Source organism: Nonomuraea mangrovi (assembly GCF_042681425.1).
GTDB classification, from domain to species: Bacteria; Actinomycetota; Actinomycetes; order Streptosporangiales; family Streptosporangiaceae; genus Nonomuraea; species Nonomuraea mangrovi.
On sequence record NZ_JBHUFV010000022.1, the window covers coordinates 183169 to 199018 of the forward strand.

At 68.6% G+C, this 15850-nt stretch carries 19 protein-coding genes; 12 read left to right on the forward strand and 7 right to left on the reverse strand.

Annotated elements, in window-relative coordinates; translation table 11 throughout:
• Window positions 1–193: 193 nt before the first annotated feature.
• From ACFSKW_RS15070 to ACFSKW_RS15080, 3 genes are read left to right on the forward strand one after another with little or no spacing between them, the layout of a single operon-like run.
• Complete coding sequence (locus tag ACFSKW_RS15070) at window positions 194–2674, forward strand: transglycosylase domain-containing protein (RefSeq protein ID WP_379572844.1); 2481 nt, start codon at window positions 194–196, stop codon at window positions 2672–2674.
• On the forward strand, window positions 2671–3969 hold the full coding sequence (locus ACFSKW_RS15075; RefSeq protein ID WP_379572845.1) for a glycosyltransferase family 87 protein: 1299 nt from the start codon (window positions 2671–2673) through the stop codon (window positions 3967–3969). The genes ACFSKW_RS15070 and ACFSKW_RS15075 overlap by 4 nt, the downstream gene beginning before the upstream one ends.
• Window positions 3969–5015 (forward strand): mannosyltransferase family protein, encoded by a 1047-nt coding sequence (locus ACFSKW_RS15080; protein ID WP_379572846.1) that lies wholly within the window; start codon window positions 3969–3971, stop codon window positions 5013–5015. Before ACFSKW_RS15075 ends, ACFSKW_RS15080 begins: the two co-directional genes overlap by 1 nt.
• Before the next feature lie 63 nt (window positions 5016–5078).
• On the opposite strand, the gene ACFSKW_RS15085 is transcribed toward ACFSKW_RS15080, so the two are convergent.
• Window positions 5079–5822 carry a deoxyribonuclease IV gene (locus ACFSKW_RS15085; protein ID WP_379572847.1) on the reverse strand — a complete coding sequence of 248 codons (744 nt, stop codon included), beginning with the start codon at window positions 5820–5822 and terminating at the stop codon, window positions 5079–5081.
• Window positions 5823–5898: 76 nt separating this feature from the next.
• Between ACFSKW_RS15085 and ACFSKW_RS15090 the strand changes: the two genes are divergently transcribed.
• Window positions 5899–6075, forward strand: coding sequence for a hypothetical protein (locus ACFSKW_RS15090; protein ID WP_379572848.1), 177 nt, complete (start codon window positions 5899–5901; stop codon window positions 6073–6075).
• 386 nt (window positions 6076–6461) lie between these two features.
• Here the strand turns inward: ACFSKW_RS15090 and ACFSKW_RS15095 are convergent, their stop codons facing one another.
• Complete coding sequence (locus ACFSKW_RS15095; protein WP_379572849.1) at window positions 6462–6773, reverse strand: hypothetical protein; 312 nt, start codon at window positions 6771–6773, stop codon at window positions 6462–6464.
• A 187-nt stretch (window positions 6774–6960) separates the two neighbouring features.
• On the opposite strand from ACFSKW_RS15095, the gene rpsF reads away from it, so the two are divergent.
• The 4 genes from rpsF to rplI all read left to right on the forward strand — a co-directional run bounded on the left by rpsF (window position 6961) and on the right by rplI (window position 8729).
• On the forward strand, window positions 6961–7251 hold the full coding sequence (rpsF, locus tag ACFSKW_RS15100) for a 30S ribosomal protein S6 (RefSeq protein ID WP_379572850.1): 291 nt from the start codon (window positions 6961–6963) through the stop codon (window positions 7249–7251).
• Between the two features lie 80 nt (window positions 7252–7331).
• On the forward strand, window positions 7332–7919 hold the full coding sequence (locus ACFSKW_RS15105) for a single-stranded DNA-binding protein (RefSeq protein ID WP_379572851.1): 588 nt from the start codon (window positions 7332–7334) through the stop codon (window positions 7917–7919).
• A 112-nt stretch (window positions 7920–8031) separates the two neighbouring features.
• Window positions 8032–8268, forward strand: a complete 237-nt coding sequence (gene rpsR, locus ACFSKW_RS15110) for a 30S ribosomal protein S18 (protein WP_020543048.1) — start codon at window positions 8032–8034, stop codon at window positions 8266–8268.
• Between the two features lie 14 nt (window positions 8269–8282).
• Entirely contained in the window at window positions 8283–8729 is a 447-nt protein-coding gene (gene rplI, locus ACFSKW_RS15115) for a 50S ribosomal protein L9 (RefSeq protein WP_379572852.1), read from the forward strand.
• Between the two features lie 118 nt (window positions 8730–8847).
• Here the strand turns inward: rplI and ACFSKW_RS15120 are convergent, their stop codons facing one another.
• The 3 genes from ACFSKW_RS15120 to ACFSKW_RS15130 are packed head-to-tail and all read right to left on the reverse strand — an operon-like array spanning window position 8848 to window position 10004.
• Window positions 8848–9300, reverse strand: coding sequence for an SRPBCC family protein (locus ACFSKW_RS15120; protein WP_379572853.1), 453 nt, complete (start codon window positions 9298–9300; stop codon window positions 8848–8850).
• Window positions 9297–9638 carry an ArsR/SmtB family transcription factor gene (locus ACFSKW_RS15125; RefSeq protein ID WP_379572854.1) on the reverse strand — a complete coding sequence of 114 codons (342 nt, stop codon included), beginning with the start codon at window positions 9636–9638 and terminating at the stop codon, window positions 9297–9299. Before ACFSKW_RS15125 ends, ACFSKW_RS15120 begins: the two co-directional genes overlap by 4 nt.
• A gap of 6 nt (window positions 9639–9644) precedes the next feature.
• On the reverse strand, window positions 9645–10004 hold the full coding sequence (locus tag ACFSKW_RS15130) for a VOC family protein (protein ID WP_379572855.1): 360 nt from the start codon (window positions 10002–10004) through the stop codon (window positions 9645–9647).
• 44 nt (window positions 10005–10048) lie between these two features.
• On the opposite strand from ACFSKW_RS15130, the gene ACFSKW_RS15135 reads away from it, so the two are divergent.
• The 4 genes from ACFSKW_RS15135 (at window position 10049) to ACFSKW_RS15150 (ending at window position 12866) form a co-directional block, all read left to right on the forward strand.
• Window positions 10049–10318 carry an MmyB family transcriptional regulator gene (locus ACFSKW_RS15135; protein ID WP_379572856.1) on the forward strand — a complete coding sequence of 90 codons (270 nt, stop codon included), beginning with the start codon at window positions 10049–10051 and terminating at the stop codon, window positions 10316–10318.
• A gap of 96 nt (window positions 10319–10414) precedes the next feature.
• Window positions 10415–11284 (forward strand): ABC transporter substrate-binding protein, encoded by an 870-nt coding sequence (locus ACFSKW_RS15140; protein ID WP_379572857.1) that lies wholly within the window; start codon window positions 10415–10417, stop codon window positions 11282–11284.
• Window positions 11284–12126 (forward strand): amino acid ABC transporter permease, encoded by an 843-nt coding sequence (locus ACFSKW_RS15145; protein ID WP_379572858.1) that lies wholly within the window; start codon window positions 11284–11286, stop codon window positions 12124–12126. Before ACFSKW_RS15140 ends, ACFSKW_RS15145 begins: the two co-directional genes overlap by 1 nt.
• Window positions 12123–12866, forward strand: a complete 744-nt coding sequence (locus ACFSKW_RS15150) for an amino acid ABC transporter ATP-binding protein (RefSeq protein WP_379572859.1) — start codon at window positions 12123–12125, stop codon at window positions 12864–12866. Before ACFSKW_RS15145 ends, ACFSKW_RS15150 begins: the two co-directional genes overlap by 4 nt.
• 4 nt (window positions 12867–12870) lie before the next feature.
• Here the strand turns inward: ACFSKW_RS15150 and ACFSKW_RS15155 are convergent, their stop codons facing one another.
• Complete coding sequence (locus tag ACFSKW_RS15155; protein WP_379572860.1) at window positions 12871–14313, reverse strand: amino acid permease; 1443 nt, start codon at window positions 14311–14313, stop codon at window positions 12871–12873.
• A gap of 85 nt (window positions 14314–14398) precedes the next feature.
• Window positions 14399–15694 carry an MATE family efflux transporter gene (locus ACFSKW_RS15160; protein WP_379572861.1) on the reverse strand — a complete coding sequence of 432 codons (1296 nt, stop codon included), beginning with the start codon at window positions 15692–15694 and terminating at the stop codon, window positions 14399–14401.
• Window positions 15695–15850 lie beyond the last annotated feature (156 nt).

Sequence of the window (15850 nt, forward strand, 5' to 3'; positions counted from 1 at the left end):
ACGACGACGATGCGAGGACGTGTTGAGTAACAGCAGCTATGGCCCCGAGCCGACCGGACGCGGACAGCGCTCTGATGGAACGGCTCGCCAGGGAAGGCGCCGTCGCTCGAGTTCCGTGCCCGCTTCGCAGCCGCCGCAAACCGGCTGGGCCTCGGAACGCCGTCCCGAGGCGGCATTCGAGCAGACGGGCGCCATGGATGCCCAGCCTCCCGCCCCCGCCAGGTCGTCGGGGCCGCAGCAGATGCCGCCGCAGCAGACCGCGCAGTACCCGACGGGCGGCCCGCCGACGTCGACACGCAGGCGCGGCGCCGAGGAGACGATGGTGAGCGGGCCCGAGGCCCGCCGTGCCAGAGGTGGACGCGGCCCTGGCGGCCCCGAGGGTCCCGGCCGCGGTGGCGGCGGTGGCGGCGGCGACTCCGGCAAGGGCCGCCGCGGGTGGAAGCGGTTCATCCCGAACTGGAAGATCGTCATGGCCGCGATGGTCGTGATGGCGGCCGGCGTGTTCGGCATGATCTGGGTCGCCTACTCGGGCACCCCGCTGCCCAAGGTGGCCCAGCAGGGCGCGACCGCCCAGGAAAGCATCATCTACTACAACGACAAGAAGACGGAGATCGCCCGCTGGGGCATCCCGCGCAAGATCATCGACATCAGCGACGTCAACGACGCGGTCAAGGACGCGACGATCGCCATCGAGAACAAGACCTTCTATGAGGACTCGGGCATCTCGATCCCCGGCATGATCCGTTCGGTGTGGATGACCGCGACGGGCCAGCAGGTCCAGGGCGCCTCCACCATCACCCAGCAGATGGCCCGCAACTACTACGAGGGCCTCAGCCAGGAGCAGTCGATCCAGCGGAAGATCAAGGAGATCTTCGTCGCCGTAAAGATCAACAAGGAGTACTCGAAGGACAAGATCCTTCAGGACTACCTCAACACGATCAACTACGGGCGCGCCTTCGGGATCCAGGCGGCGGCCGAGGCGTACTTCGGCAAGGGCAAGAAGGCCAAGGACCTCACCCCGGCGCAGGCGGCGTACCTGGCCGCCCGGATCCAGCAGCCGAACTGGGACAGCGACGACCCCAGGCTCCGCACCCGATGGAGCACGGTCGTCCAGTACATGGCGGAGCAGTTCCCGCAGAAGTACGCCAACCTGCCCACCACGGCCAAGTTCCCCAAGACCGTGAAGACCTCCGAGAAGAGCGAGCTGGCCGGTCTCAAGGGCTACATGGTCCAGGAGGTCCTCGCCGAGCTGAAGCGGAACAACATCTCCGGCGACGAGGTCGAGCGCGGCGGTTTCAAGATCGTCTCCACGTTCGACAGGAAGCTGATGCTGGACGCGAAGAAGGCCGCGGAGAGCGTCACGTCCCGCATGGACAAGGAGTACCACGTCGGCCTCGCCTCCGTGGAGAACAAGACGGGCAGGGTGCTGGCCTTCTACGGCGGCAGGAACTACATCACCGACCCGTGGAACGAGCCGTTCAGGTCCTACAAGCAGGCGGCCTCGGCCTTCAAGCCGTACGTGCTGGCCGCCTGGCTCGACGCCGGCTACAGCCTCAGCAGCTACGTGCCGGGCAACGAAACCGTGCCCAAGGTGCTCCCCGGCCAGCAGCCCGGAGGCTTCCGCAACAGCCACAACGTCGGCCAGGCCGTCGACATCGTCAAGGCCACCGCGGCCTCGGTCAACACCGCGTATGTCTCCATGGCCTACAAGCTGCCCAACCAGCTGGAGGACGTGCAGCGGATCGTCGAGGAGGCGGGCCTCGGCAAGCAGCGGATGGAAGAGGACATCAAGGCCCACAACTACGGCTTCTCGATCGGCTCGGCCCTGGTGTCGCCCGTCGAGCAGGCGGCGGGCTACTCGATCTTCGCCAACGGCGGCAAGCACATCGACTACCACGTGGTGCAGAAGGTCACCGACCCCTCGGGCCTGGTCGTCTACGACCCCGAGAAGAAGTCGCCGCGTCAGGTGATCTCGGCCGAGGCCGCCGCCGACGCCACCGTCGCGATGCAGGCGGTGCTGCGGGCCGGCGGCACCGCTGCGGGCAAGGGCCTCGGGTCCCGCCCCGCCGCGGGCAAGACGGGCACCAACAACGACGAGAAGGAAGCCTGGTTCGTCGGCTACACTCCGCAGATCTCCACGGCGGTCGGCTTCTACCGCGAGGAGTGCAGGACCTCCTCCGGAAAGGTCGTTCCCCCGCAGCACTCCAACTGCCCTGGGACCGACGGCAAGAAGAACAGCAAGTACGACGGAATGACCAAGGTCTACACCAAGCCCTACGAGGTGTCGCTGGGCTTCGAGGGCGCCGGCCCGCCCACCGAGGTGTGGCGCGCGTACATGCTCGCCGCCCACGAGACGCTGAAACTGCCCGTCGAGCAGTTCCCCACCCGGGCCAACATCGGCCAGCCGGAGAACATCGTCGAGAAGCCGAAGCCCACGCCGACGCCGACCCCCGACAACCCGTTCGGCACGCCGGAGGACCCGTGGGGCGACGACAACGGCAACGACTGCGGCCTGCTCGGCTGCGATGACAACAGCGACAACAGCGGGCTGCCCGAGGACGGCACCACCGAGGCCGACCGTCTCGGCGACGTCGGCACGGGCGAGGACCCGATGGGCGGCGGCGCCGTCGTGCCCGACCCCATGACCGGGTCCACCAGGCGCGACGACGAATGACACGGCTGTCGTCGACGGCACGGGCGGCCGTGCCGTACCTGCCCCTGGGGCTGTTCGCGGCCCTGGGGGCGATCCTCGCCTACGTCTGGAAGCTGCCCTGCAGGACCGGCGGCTGGAACAACTCCGTCCAGACGTACGCGAATGCCTGCTACACCGACATCTACCCGCTCTTCTTCGACCGGCAGCTGCACACGCAGAACCCGTACTTCGCGGACGTGCCGTTCGACAAGCAGGTGGAGTACCCCGTCGTGCTCGGCGAGGTCATGCAGGTGATCGCCTGGCTGGTGCGCTGGATGACGCCGGACGAGGCGACGCAGGCGGTGCGCTTCTACGACATCACGGTGATCCTGCTGGGGATCTCCCTGGTGGTGGGCGTGCTGCTGATGGCGGCCGCGGCGGGGCCCACGCGCCGGTGGGACGCGGCCTGGTACGCGCTCGCTCCCGCCGTGATCCTCGCCGCCTACATCAACTGGGACCTCATCGCGGGCGCCCTGTCCATGGGCTTCCTGCTGGCGTGGGCGCGCGGGCGGCAGGTGCTCGCGGGCGTCCTGCTCGGCCTGGCGATCGCGACCAAGTTCTACCCGCTGATGTTCGTCGGCGCGCTGTTCCTGCTGACGGTGCGCACGTGGAAGTGGCGTCCGTTCCTGATCACGATGGGGTCGGCGGCGGCCGCGTGGCTCGTCGTCAACGTGCCCTTCATGGTGCTGGCGTGGGAAGGCTGGCGGCGCTTCTACGTCTTCTCCCAGGAGCGCGGCATCGACTGGGGCTCGCCCTGGCTGTTCTTCGAACGCAAGGGCTGGCCCATCCTCGGCAGCATGGACCCGAGCCTGCTCGGCATGATCTCGCTCGCGCTGCTGTGTCTCGGCATCGCCGTGCTGACGGTGCTGGCGCCGCAGCGACCGCGGCTCGCGCAGATCTGCTTCCTGGCGCTTGCGGCGTTCATGATGACGAACAAGGTGTGGTCGCCGCAGTTCGTGCTGTGGCTGGTGCCGTTCGCGGTGCTGGCCAGGCCCAACTGGAAGCCGATCGCGCTGTGGCAGGTCGCCGAGGTCTGGTACTTCTTCGCGATCTGGCTCTACCTGCTCTACCAGGACGAGGACACCAAGCACCTGGGCATCGGCGACAACGTCTACTTCACCGCCGTCTGGGGCCGCATCATCACGATCCTCATCCTGATGGCGTTCGTGGTGCGCGACATCCTCCGCCCGGACAAGGACCTGGTACGGCAGGCAGGCGTCGACGACCCGGTCGGCGGCGTCTTCGACCGGGCCCCTGACAGGTTCTCGCTCGCCTGATGAAGGCGCTGGGAATCTGGGTCGCCTCCCGTCTCGGACTCCTGCTCGTCACCCTGATGGGTGTGTCGTGGCTGGTCGGCACGGGCGACTACCTCGCCAGGTGGAAGCAGTGGGACGCCAGCCTGTTCGTCACCATCGCCACGTACGGCTACGCGGGCGACCCCGCCGCCGCGCACGACCCCGGGCTGCCCGCGTTCTTCCCCGGAATGCCCGCCATTCTCCGGCTCGTCCACCTGGTGGTGTCCGACTGGGCCCTGTGCGGGCTGCTGATCTCGCTGGTCGCGGGCGGTGTGGCGGCCATGGCGCTGGCGCGGCTGGCGGAGTTCGAGGGCGGCTCCGGCACCGCGGCGGTGCTGGCGATGATCCTCTTCCCGACGGCCGTCTTCCTGGCCGCGGGCTACAGCGAGGCGCTCTTCCTCGCGCTGGCCATCCCCGCGTGGCTGGCGGCGCGCAGGAGACAGTGGGCCGCGGCCGCCCTGCTGGCCGCGGGGGCGTCCGCGGTACGCATCACGGGGCTGTTCCTGGCGATCGCGCTGATCGTCGAGTTCGCGCTCAGCAGGCCGCGGTGGCGGGACCTGCCGTGGCTGGCGGTCCCGTTCGTGCCGCTGATCGCCTACTCCTGGTACCTGCACGGCCGTACCGGCGACTGGCTCGCGTGGAAGCACGCCCAGGAGGCGGGCTGGGGCAGGGAGATGGTGTGGCCGTGGGAGGCGTGGCGGACCACGTGGAACTCCGCGATGGGCACCGACGACTTCGCCGTCGCCTTCCGCATGGAGATCGCCGGCGCCGTGGTCGCCGTGGTGACGCTGGGGTGGCTGCTCGTGCGGCGCCGGTGGAGCGAGTTCGTCTACTGCGGGTTGCAGGCCGGCGCGCTGCTGCTGTCGGCCTACTACCTGTCGGTGCCGCGCTCGCTGCTGCTGTGGTTCCCGCTGTGGGTACTGCTGGCGCGGCTGTCCACGCGGTGGATCATCGCGTACGGCCTGCTGTTCGGCCCGCTGATGGTGCTGAACACCCTGCGTTTCCTCACCGGCGCGTGGGCCGGCTGAAACTCTTACCCGCTTCCTTCGAAAAGTAATCCATGGAAGTTATCCACAGCCTGTGGGCTTCCCTCACAGATTCTTGCGGAGGAAGGCGATGTCCTCCGCTTGACCTGCGAATGGCGTCTCCACGATGATCGGCGCCGCCGCCTTGCGGCACACCTCGAGAATCAGCTCAGAGTCGATCTGACCCTGCCCGAGGTTGGCGTGCCGGTCGGCGCCCGAGTCGAACGAGTCGCGCGAGTCGTTGCAGTGGACCAGGTCGATGCGGCCGGTGATGGCCTTGACCCTGTCGACCACGTCGACCAGCTCCTCGCCGCCCGCGTGCGCGTGGCAGGTGTCGAGACAGAAGCCCACGTCGAACCCGTCGAGCGCTTCCCACAGCCTGGCGATACTGTCGAGCCTGCGGGCGATGGCGTTGCCGCCGCCCGCGGTGTTCTCGATGAGCACGGGGATGGGGCACTCCATCCGCTCGAACACCTTGCGCCAGTTGTCGAACCCGATCTGCGGGTCCTCGTCCTTGTTGAGATGGCCGCCGTGGACGATCAGGCCCTTGGCGCCCAGGCTCGCGGCCGCCTTGAGGTGCTGCTCCAGCAGCTTGCGGCTGGGGATCCTGATCCGGTTGTTGGTGGTCGCCACGTTGATCAGGTAGGGCGCGTGGATGTAGATGTCGACGCCCTCGACCGGCTTGTCGGGCAGCACCGGGGCCTTGTAGCCCTGCGGGTCACCGAGGAAGAACTGCACGATCTCCGCGTCGCGTTCGGCCGCGTGGGCGGCGGGATCGTCCTGGTCGACATGAGCTCCGATGCGCACCATGCCCTCCAGGCTATCTGTTTGGCGAGGACGCATCAGGGCAGTCGAGGCGCAGCCCCCCGTACGCAAGGAGCGCCAGATGACCCGCTATCGCTTAGGCAGTTTCGTCTTTCTGATCTACATCCTCGTCGGGCTCTACGTGGCCTGGATCTACGACTACATCACCCCCGCTCTCCTGAAGGACGTCGCAGAGGCACTGCTGGCCACGTTCCTGTGGTTCGTCCTCCTTCTCGGCGGAGACCTTCACCTGGGCTGAGACCGTCGTCGCCCGGCGTCAACGCATAGCACCACCGGCCGGACATCGGACTGGTCCGATGTCCGGCGTCGTCTTCGTCTTCCCTCCGCTCGGCCCCACGAGCGCTGCCCGCCGGTTCGCACCGTCAGGGGACGCATGGTTCGCGGCGTACGGGGACGCATGGTCCGTGCCGTTCGGGACGCATGGTTCGTGCCGTCAGGGGACGCGTGGTTCGCCCCGTCCGGGTGACGCGTGAGGAGCGCGCCGCCCGGCCCGCGGTAGCGGGCGGAACGCGACCACGCGGACGGCCGCTCTCGCGTTCGCCGCGGAAGGAACGTGTCACGCGCGAGCGTGCCGCTTCCGCAGGGAAGGGCCTCCGGCCACGGAAGGACGGGAGGGGTCCGCGCCTACGGGAGGAATCCGCCACGGGCGATGCCCAGCGCCACGCCTACGAACGACGCCACGATCCCCACGATGTTCAGCGCCCGCTCGGGCGTCGTCGCCGAGATGTACTGCGAGTAGAGCCCGCCTCCGAAGCCGAGCGCCCCCACCCACGACGAGACCACGTGACCACCGGGAAAGAAGGTCGCTCCGAACGCGATCAGGCCGCACACCAGCGTGCCGATGGACAACAGGTTCTCGACAGGATGTGAGCGGCCGTCGCTGTTGAGCGTCATTTTGAACTTCTCGTTCTCGCCGGGACGAAGCACGTGTGGCATGGCTACCACCCCCTCATCAGTAAAGGAGTTCCCATCCGTGAGCGGCTGGTAACCTGAGCAGGCTGCGTTGTGCTGGGTCAACCGCCGCCGGGTCGCCGAAAGGGGCGAATCCGGTGAAAACGTCAGCGTCCTCCTGTCACGGCAGAGTGTCGTGACCGCAAGAGTCCAGAGGAGGTTGGAGTCCAACATGCGTCGTTACGAAGTAATGGTGATCCTGGACCCTTCGCTCGATGAGCGCACTGTGGCGCCGTCCCTCGACCAGTTCCTCGCTGTCGTCCGCAACGACGGTGGCACCGTGGAGAAGGTCGACGTGTGGGGCCGCCGCCGTCTCGCCTACGACATCGACAAGAAGTCGGAAGGCATCTACGCCGTCATCGACCTGTCCGCCGAGCCGGCCACGGTCAAGGAGCTCGACCGCCAGATGAACCTCAACGAGGGCATCATGCGGACCAAGGTTCTCCGCCCGGACGTGCACTAAGCAGCTCGTTCTCCCGATTTTCTGTCGGGGGCGAGCCGTAGTCTGAGCCGTAACCCAAGAGTTGAGGAAGGGCTCCAGCCATGGCAGCAGGCGACACCGTCATCACCATCGTCGGCAATCTTGTCAACGATCCTGAGCTGCGCTTCACCCCTACGGGGCAAGCCGTGGCCCAGTTCCGCGTCGCGTCCACTCCGCGGTTCATGGACCGCCAGACCAACGAGTGGAAGGACGGCGAAAGCCTCTTCCTGACCTGCAACGTGTGGCGTCAGGCGGCCGAGAACGTCGCCGAGTCGCTGCAGCGCGGCATGCGGGTCATCGTCCAGGGGCGGCTCAAGCAGCGGTCTTACGAGACCAAGGAAGGCGAGAAGCGCACGGTCTACGAGGTCGAGGTCGACGAGATCGGCCCGTCTCTCCGTAACGCCACCGCCAAGGTCAACCGCACCACCCGTCAGGGTGGCGGCGGTGGCGGCTTCGGCGGCGGTCCCGCCGACGACCCGTGGGCCTCGGCCACGCCCGCCCCGCCTCAGGGCGGCGGCGGTTACGGCGGTGGCGGTGGCGGTGGCGGCGGCTTCGGCGGCGGCAACCAGGGTGGCGGCTTCGGCGGCAACCAGGGTGGCGGCGGCTTCGGCGGCGGCGGCGGCGACTTCAGCGACGAGCCTCCTTTCTAGTCCGAGGTGCCCGTTCGCGGGCACCTCACGGCCAGGCCGCGAGGCCTGACCACCTGTCAACAAGCCCGAGTCCATTCCCGCTTCACGGCGGGGCTCTGAAAGGAGCACCACGATGGCTAAGCCGGCACTGCGCAAGCCCAAGAAGAAGGTTTGCCTGTTCTGCCACGACAAGATCTCCTACGTCGACTACAAGGACACGGCGCTGCTTCGGAAGTTCATCTCCGACCGCGGCAAGATCCGTGCGCGTCGGGTGACGGGCAACTGCACCCAGCACCAGCGTGACGTGGCGACCGCGATCAAGAACGCCCGTGAGGTGGCTCTGCTGCCCTACACGAGCACCGCGCGCTAAGGAGGACTTGCGACATGAAGCTCATCCTCACCACCGAGGTCTCCGGCCTCGGCGCCCCCGGCGACATCGTCGAGGTCAAGGACGGCTACGGCCGCAACTACCTCGTTCCCCGCGGCTACGCGATCCTGTGGACGCGCGGCGGCGAGAAGCAGATCGCTTCGATCAAGAAGGCGCGCGACGCCCGCGAGATCCGCGACCTGGGCACCGCCAAGGAGATCGCCGGCCAGCTCGGCGCCCTCAAGGTCAAGCTGACCACCCGCGCCGGCGAGTCCGGCCGCCTGTTCGGCTCGATCACCACCGGTGACATCGCCGACGCGGTCAAGAAGGCCGGTGGCCCGGTCCTCGACCGTCGTCGCATCGAGATCGTCAACGCGATCAAGAGCGTCGGCTCCCACAAGGTCAGCGTCAAGCTGCACCCCGAGGTCTCCGCCTCCGTCGACGTCGAGGTCGTCGCCGGCTAGCGGTTTCTTCATGAGCGAAGCCCCCGTGGGTCTCCCGCGGGGGCTTCGTCGTTCCCCGTGCACGTCCGCGCCCGCTCGAAGCGATCGCCGGTCCGGTCCTGCTGCTTCTGCGCCGGTGTCAGAGGCGGTCGAGGAGTTCTTCCAACGCGCGCATGACGCCGGATCGCCAGCCGCCGCCCATGATCGCGCGGGCGCGCTGCTGGAGCGGGTTGTCCGGGTCGAACCCTTCGTGCACCAGGAACAGGCGGGTACCGGCGCCTTCCCTGTGCAGGGTCCAGGTGATCGTCCAGTCCGCGCCATGGGCCTCCGACGGGGCGGCGTCCTGCCAGCGGATGCTGAGCATCTTCTCGGTCTCGAAGGCCAGGACCTCAGCCTGGACGGTGCCGGAGAATCCGGTGGCGGGAATCGCGACCGCCTGCATGGTGTAGCGGTGCCCGACCTCGAGCCGGAAGTCGCCCGGCATCAGCCATTGGGCGAGCAGGTCCGGCTCGGTCAGTGCCCGCCACACCTTGGCCGGCGGATGCCGCAGGAACTGGTCGACGTGGACGGTGGTCAGATCGTCATCGGTCATGATTCTTCCTCGGTCATGCGGTCGAGCAGGTCGCGCAGGCCGGTGAGCTTCTCGCGCCAGAACCGCTCGAACGGGTGGAGCCACTCCTGCACCTCGTGGAGCGGAACGGCCTCCAGCCGGTAGATCCGCTGCCGGCCCACCTTCTGCTCGCTGACCAGCTCGGCCTCACGCAACACTCGCAGGTGTTCGGAGAGGCTGGGGCGGGCCATGTCGAAGTGGCCCGCCAGCCGCTGGACGGGCTGCGGTCCCTCCTCCCGGAGGAGTCGCAGCACCTCCCTTCGCACCGGGCTGGCCAGGGCCGCGAAGATCCGGTCCTCGACTGCTTCTACGGCGGGCATCGCGGTTCAGGAGGCGGACAGGACGAAGGAGTTGCCGTCCGGGTCGGTGAAGGTGGCCTGACGCCCCCATGGCAGGTCCATGGGGCCGTCGACCGCCGCTCCTGCCCGGGCGAGGCGGGCGCAGTCGGCGTCGAGGTCGGACGTCTCCAGCATGATCCCCTTCGCGGAGCCGGGGGTGAAGCCCTGCTCGGCGGCGGCCAGCGTGAAGCTGGTCTGCGCGCCTTCGGGCGCGACCTGGAGCCAGCGCACCGGCCCCATCCGCCTGTCGGTGAGCACCTCGAAGCCGAGGGCGCCGACGTAGAAGTCCTTGGCCGCGTCCTGGTCGGTGACGGGCAGCGTGACGAGTTTGGCGTGCGTGATGGTCATGCGGCTCATAATAGGTAGGAAATCTCCTACCTATCAACTCGATCGTGGTCGATCGACCATTGCGGACGGTCATGGGCTGGCCGCCACCGGCGACGACTTCAGGGAAGGAGCACCGGCTCAGGGACAAGACGCATGGCCGCTACTTCTACCTGCACCCCGTGGCCGGCGAACTGGATCTGTCGTTCGAGACGCCGCGGCTGCCCGACGATCCTGACCAGGCGCTGGTCGTCCACACCGTAGAGAAAGGGTCGCCTTCGCACACCGCGCTGCGGCTGCCGGCGGCCTGGGCTCGGGAGGCGTCGCCGGTGCGCTGAGCATAAGCCGTCAAAGGTGCATATGGGCCCGAACTGATCCTCCATTAGTGCCGCGTACAATTTGCACGTTCATCTAGGTAACGTGGAGGCTTGCCCATGGTCCGCCCTTCGATGCTGCTCGCGCTCGGTGCGCTCGCGACGGCGGCTGTGGCGTGCGCGCCCGCCGACAACACCGCGACCACGGCGGCACCGAGCGCCGCAGCGTCCACCGCCTGCACGAAGGATCAGCTCACGCTCGTCTCCGCGGGCAAGCTCACGATCGGTACCGACAAGCCCGCCTACGAGCCGTGGTTCAAGGACGACGACCCCGCCAACGGCCAGGGCTTCGAGAGCGCGGTCGCCTACGCGGTCGCCGGCGAGATGGGCTTCGACCGTGACGAGGTGCAGTGGTCGACGGTCAAGTTCGACACCGCCTTCGCCCCCGGTGAGAAGAAGTTCGACTTCGACGTCAACCAGGTTTCGATCACTCCGCAGCGGGCCGAGGCGGTCGACTTCAGCAAGGGGTACTACACGGTCAAGCAGGCCGTCGTCACCCTGAAGGGCTCTCCCGCCGCCACCGCCACGACCCTCGTGGGCCTCAGGGAGACCAGGATCGGCGTGCAGGTCGGCACGACCGCGTTCAGCGCCGTCCAGCGTGTCATCCGGCCCTCCTCGCTGCCCAAGGTCTACAACGAGCAGATCGACGCGGTTAACGCGCTCAAGAACGGCCAGGTCGACGCCCTCGTGGTCGACCTGCCGACGGCTTTCTACGTGACCGCCGTCCAGGTGCCGAACTCGCAGATCCTCGGCCAGTTCAGCGCCACGGGCGGCGAAAAGCCCGAGGAGTTCGGCCTGGTCATGGGGAAGGGAAGCGCGCTGAAGCCCTGCGTCGACAAGGCGGTCGACGCGCTGAGGTCCAAGGGTGAGCTGGCCAAGATCGAGCAGCAGTGGCTCGGCGAGGCGGCGGGCGCTCCCGAGCTGAAGTGATGGCCACCACCTGGGTCAAGAGTGACAGGCAGCGCGAACGCGAGCGGATGCGCGCCGGCCGTGCGCGCCGTTCGGCCTCCACCGCCACCGTGTCGACGGTCGTCTTCCTGGTGCTCGTCGTCTGGGCGGTCACGAACGCGCCGGGCTGGAACCGGGTCCAGGACACCTTCTTCAACCCCGGCCAGTTCGTCACGGCGCTGCCCGACGTGCTCGACGGGTTCCTGCTCAACGTCAAGATCTTCCTGATCGCCGAGCCGTTGATCCTCGTCGTCGGCCTGCTGGTGGCGCTGGCGCGCGGGCTGACCGCCCCGGTGTTCTTTCCGCTGCGCTGCCTGGCCGTCGCCTACACCGACATCTTCCGTGGTGTCCCGACGATCCTGCTGGTCTACCTCGTCGGGTTCGGCCTGCCGGCGCTTCGTCTGCAGGGCATTCCCTCGGACGAGGCGACGCTCGGCGTCATCGCGCTGACGCTCTCCTACGGCGCCTACGTGGCCGAGGTGTTCCGCTCGGGCATCGACTCGGTCCATCCGAGCCAGGTGTCCGCGGCCCGCTCGCTCGGCCTCACCCACGCCAAGACGATGCGGTTCGTGGTGCTGCCCCAGGCGGTGCGCAGGGTCATCCCGCCGCTGCTGAACGACTTCGTGTCGTTGCAGAAGGACACGGCGCTGGTGGCGACCATCGGCGCGATCGAGGCGCTGCGGCAGGCGCAGATCCACGCCTCCACCACCTTCAACTACACGCCCTACCTGGTGGCCGCGTTGCTGTTCGTCCTGCTCACCATCCCGATGGCCCGGTTCACCGACTACCTGGCCGCCCGGTCGCAGAGGCGGAGGGGCCGATGACCGTGCTCGCCCTCGAAGGGGTGTGGAAGAGCTACGGCGACCACCCCGTCCTGCGTGGGATCGACCTGGAGGTGGCCCCGCACGAGGTGGTCTGCCTCATCGGCGCCTCGGGGTCGGGCAAGTCGACCCTGCTGCGTACGGTCAACCTGCTCGAGACCGTCGACGACGGGGTCATCACGCTCGACGGCCAGGAGATCACCGATCCCCGCGTGGACGTCGACGACGTGCGCAAGCGCGTGGGCATCGTCTTCCAGGCGTTCAACCTGTTCCCCCACATGAGCGTGCTCGACAACATCACGCTCGCTCCGCGCCAGGTCCACAGGGTGGCCAGGAAGCAGGCGGAGGAGCAGGCTCGTGAGCTGCTGGCCAGATTCGGCCTGGCGCAGAAGGCGGACGCCTACCCCGATCAGCTGTCAGGCGGGCAGCAGCAGCGGGTGGCCATCATCCGCGCGCTGGCCACGCAACCCAGACTGATGCTCCTCGACGAGGTCACCTCCGCGCTCGACCCCGAGCTGGTCACCGAGGTGCTCGGCATCATCAGGGAGCTCAAGGGCGCGGGGATGACGATGGTCATGACCACCCATGAGATGAGCTTCTGCAGGGACATCGCCGACACCATCTGCTTCCTGGACGACGGGGTGCTGCTTGAGAAGGGCAGCCCCGAGCAGATCTTCGGCGACCCGCAGCACCCTCGCACGCGCGACTTCCTGCGCAGCGTGATCGAGTCGGGGCGCTTCTGACGTCTCAGCGGCGGTGGCGTCCGCGGCCGGAGGCGACGGGGGCGGCCAGGAGGCTGCGCCGCCTGCCGTACGCCAGGTAGACCAGGACGCCGAGCGCCATCCACGCCGCGAACGACAGCCACGTCTGCACGCTCAGGTTGACCATCAGCCACAGCGTCGCCAGCACCGACACCGCGGGCAGGAGCGGTGACAGCGGCACGCTGAACTCGCGGGGAGCGCCCGGCATCCGTCGGCGCAGCACCACCACCCCGGCCGACACCGCGAGGAACGCGAACAGCGTGCCGATCACGACCAGCTGCTCCAGCATCAGCACCGGCGCCAGCTCGGCCAGCAGGATCGCGGTCACGCCGATCACCAGCGTCACCCTGGAGGGGCTGTGGTAGCGGCGGCTGAGCGTCCCGAGCCCGCGCGGCAGCAGCCCGTCACGGGCCATCGCGAACATGATCCGCGTCTGCCCCGCGATCAGCACCAGGATCACGGTCGTCAGCCCCAGGACGGCGCCGATGTTGATCACGTGCACCATCGCGTTCTCGCCCACCGCCGCGAAGGCCGCCGCCAGCGGCGCGGACTCGGAGATCCGGGTGTAGGGCACCATGCCGACCATGACGATCGCCACCGCGATGTAGAGGACAGTGGCGATCACCAGGCTCCGGATCATCCCCTTCGGTACGGCACGCGGCGCGTCCAGCGTCTCCTCGGACGCCGTGGCCACGATGTCGAACCCGATGTAGGCGAACGCGATCGCGGGCGCCGCCGCGAACACCCCGAACCATCCGAAGGTGCCCGTCGGCCCCACGACCAGTCCGAGCAGCGTGTCGGGAGGGTTCGACGCCGGCTGGTGCGGCGCGATGAACCCGCCCAGGTTGGCCGCGTCGAAGTGGAGCGCCCCCACGACGATCACCGCGCCGATGGCCAGCAGCTTCGCCACCACGATCACCCACAGCGCGCGCAGCCCGATCCTGGCGCTCACCGCGGCGGTGAGCGTCAGCACGCCAAGGATGAACGCGGTCAGCACGCCAGGAGGGAGCGAGAGGCTCAGCCCGAGGTCGGCGAGCGTCTGGGCCGCGTACAGCGCCCACACGCGCGCCACCACGGCCGCCGCGAGCTGCATCTCCAGGAGCAGCGCCCAGCCGACGACCCAGGCCCACACCTCGCCGAACAGGACGTAGGTGAAGGTGTAGGCGCTGCCCGACGCGGGGATCGCGGAGGCCAGCTCGGCGTAGCAGAGCGCGGCCAGCAGCGAGGCGATCCCGGCGATCATGAAGGAGAGGATCACGCCGGGGCCCGCCGTGGTGGCCGCCTGGCGGCCGGCGACGCTGAAGATGCCCGCGCCGATCATCACACCCAGGCCGAGCACCACCAGGTCGGCAGGCCGGTAGAGCCGGTGCAGGCTGTGCCGGGCACCGGTGCGCAGGCCGAGGGCTTCGGAGAGGGGGAGGCGGCGCACGTCTTTGTACCAATCGCCTAGGTGAAGGCTCCCACCTTGCAAGCCTTGGACCGTGCCAGGCAAGCACGGTCCGGTTGACGAGTGGTCAACCTCCGGTAACTAGCCACCGCGTGCCGTACGCCCTGCCACCCAGCGTGATCAGCCGTGCGATCATCCACACGCCGAGCGCCAGCCACAGCACGACGAGGTCGCCCGCCACGAGGGCCACCGGCAGGTAGGCCAGCGTCGTCCACACCCCGGCCCACGCCAGGTAACGCTGGTCGCCTGCGCCGATGAGGACGCCGTCGAGCACGAAGACGATGCCCGAGACCGGCTGGAACAGCGCCACCACCCACAGCACGTCGAGCAGTTCGGCGGTCACCTGTGGATCGGCGTCGAAGATGCCGGGGAAGAACGGCCGGCCCGCGACGACGACCAACGCGAGCACGACGCCCGACCACAGGCCCCACCACACCATGCGCCTGGTGGCCGCCCTGGTGCCCTCGGTGTCGCCCGCGCCGAGGGAACGCCCCGTGATGGCCTGCCCCGCGATCGCGATGGCGTCGAGGGCGAGGGCGAGCAGTGTCCACAGCTGGGTGGCGATGGCGTGCGCGGCCAGCTCCGCGGTGCCCAGCCTGGTCGCCATGGCCGTGGCCACCAGCAGCACGATGCGCAGGCAGACGGTCCTGATGAGGAGGGCGAGGCCGGCCGTACCCGCCTGCATGATGCCCGAGAGGCCGGGCGCGAGCGACACCCCGGCGCGGCGCGCGCCCCTGACGACGACCCGCAGGTAGACGGCCGCGCCGATGGTCTGCGCCAGTACGGTGCCCCATGCCGAGCCCGCGATGCCCCAGTGCAGGCCGAGCACGAACCAGGCGTTGAGCACGGCGTTCAGCGCGAAGGAGCCGATCGCAACGGCGAGCGGCGTCCTGGTGTCCTGCATCCCGCGGAGGACGCCGGTGCCCGCGAGCACGACGAGCATGCCGGGGGTGCCGAGCAGGCTGATCCGCAGGTAGGTGACGGCTTCGGCGGACTGCTCCGCGGCGGCGCCGAACAGGGCGACCATGGCGGGCGCCAGCGGCCAGCAGATCACGATCAGCGCCACGCCGATGGCGAAGGCCAGCCACATCCCGTCCACCCCGCTGCGCATCGCGCGCGTGTGGTTACCCGCGCCGATCTGTCTGGCGACGGAGGCGGTGGTGCCGTAGGCGAGGAACACGCAGAGGTAGACGAGCGTCGACAGCACCGTTCCCGCCACGCTGAGCGCGCCGACCGCGGTGGTGCCGAGCCCGTGGCCCACGATCGCGTAGTCGGCGATCAGGAACAGCGGCTCGGCGACCAGCGCTCCGAACGCGGGGAGCGCCAGGCGCAGAATCTCCCTGTCCTGGGTAGTAATGGGCATTTAGCCATTATGCCCCTTACGTAATGATCCTTTGGCGTGTCGAGTCAACTTTCTTTCCTCCACAGCTAGTGGATAGTGTTTTCCCAGGTCAGAGTGGTTTTCCGCAGGGCGGCTCAGAGTTATCCCCAGGCTCGTCCACAGCGCTCCCACACCTTC